The following is a 1,287-nucleotide window of genomic DNA, read 5'->3' as shown; positions in this document are numbered from 1 at the left end:
CACCATGCGCACCGCGCGCTCCATGACCTCGGGGGAAAACTTCGGTGACTTTCTCATCTTGGCTCCATTCTCAATCGAAGGAGCCTCCTCAAAAGCCGGGGCGGTTCAAGCCTGAAGCCTTGCAGACCTTGAGCGACGCAGCGCCCACTCGACTGCCCGTGTGCCATTGTCATCGCAATGCGCGCAATGGCTAACCAGGCGTCGCGGTCCATGAAGGAGAGGGTGGTTGGTAGTGGATGTTTATACAGTAACAACCCACGTTGATAAGAGTTCAAAAACGCAGCATCGTCTGGGGGTCTAGGGTCCTCGGAACACACGGCTACTTCTGGCCTTCGATGGCCGAGATGTGTCACACTCGAGCGAGGCTTTTCCATTCCATATGGCAGACGTCTTCCTTAGCTATTCAAGCCAAGATCGTGACTTCGCGAAAAAGCTTGCGGAGGCATTGATCGCGGAGGGGAGATCGGTTTGGTGGGATCACCAGTTGCGAGGCGGGCAGCGTTTTCACGACGTGATCAAGAAGGAGTTGGAGCAGGCCGCGTGCGTCGTGGTGCTGTGGTCGCGCGCTTCGCTAGCGAGTGATTGGGTGCTTGGAGAAGCTCGATGGGCGCTCAAGCAAAAGAAGGTGTTGCCGTTGCTGATCGATAAGGGCCTCGATCAACCGCTCGACTTCAGCGGCACGCACGCGGAGGAACTGGCCCGATGGGATGGACGCCGTGACGAGCCGCGCTATCTACGAGTTCTGGACGCACTTCGCGAGTTTGTTCCACACGAGACCAGTCCTGCTCCACAATCTTCCAACCAGTCGCCAAGGCCGCTAAGGCAATTTCAGTGGCTAGCCGTCGGGGCAACCCTGACACTCATCCCGACGCTGGTCTACTTCACCTTTCACGGGAAGCCAACCGGTGAGTCCTCGGGCGATGAAGGGGCCTCAAACTCGACAGCACCAGCACCAGCACCAGCACCAGCACCAGCACCAGCACCAGCACCAGCACCAGCACCTGCACCTGCACCTGCATCTGCATCTGCATCTGCATCGGCCTCTGCCCCCGCACCTGCACTTGCATCTGTACCGGCACCAGCACAAGCGCCACGAAAGACCTTTGCCATGCCGAATAAATGGTCTGTCACATGCAGGTCCAAATTTTGGGACACCTGGACAAAAGAAGATGCCACCTTAGAACTTATCCGTAAATTATGTTGACGTCGGCAGGTACCTTGCGGAAGGCAATGATGGCAGCGGCAAGGTGGTTGAGGGCGACAAAGCTGCGCTCGAGTTTCTCGTAG

The 1,287-nt window shown here is 57.5% G+C and carries 1 protein-coding gene and 2 pseudogenes; 1 reads left to right on the top strand and 2 read right to left on the bottom strand.

Features of this window, described 5'->3' with window-relative positions:
• Positions 1-379 precede the first annotated feature (379 nt).
• A pseudogene (locus WKW79_RS37215) lies at positions 380-691 on the top strand (toll/interleukin-1 receptor domain-containing protein); the annotation flags it as partial.
• Between the two features lie 190 nt (positions 692-881).
• On the opposite strand, the gene WKW79_RS36965 reads toward WKW79_RS37215, so the two are convergent.
• Positions 882-1,094 (bottom strand): hypothetical protein, encoded by a 213-nt coding sequence (locus WKW79_RS36965; protein WP_340340186.1) that lies wholly within the window; start codon positions 1,092-1,094, stop codon positions 882-884.
• Between the two features lie 90 nt (positions 1,095-1,184).
• Positions 1,185-1,287 (bottom strand): annotated as a pseudogene (locus WKW79_RS36960) (IS5/IS1182 family transposase); the annotation flags it as partial.

Origin of the sequence: Variovorax robiniae (assembly GCF_037889955.1) — a bacterium.
Taxonomy (GTDB): domain Bacteria; phylum Pseudomonadota; class Gammaproteobacteria; order Burkholderiales; family Burkholderiaceae_C; genus Variovorax; species Variovorax robiniae.
Note: the sequence above shows the minus strand (reverse complement) of the source record. Positions and strands in the feature narration are given on the sequence as shown.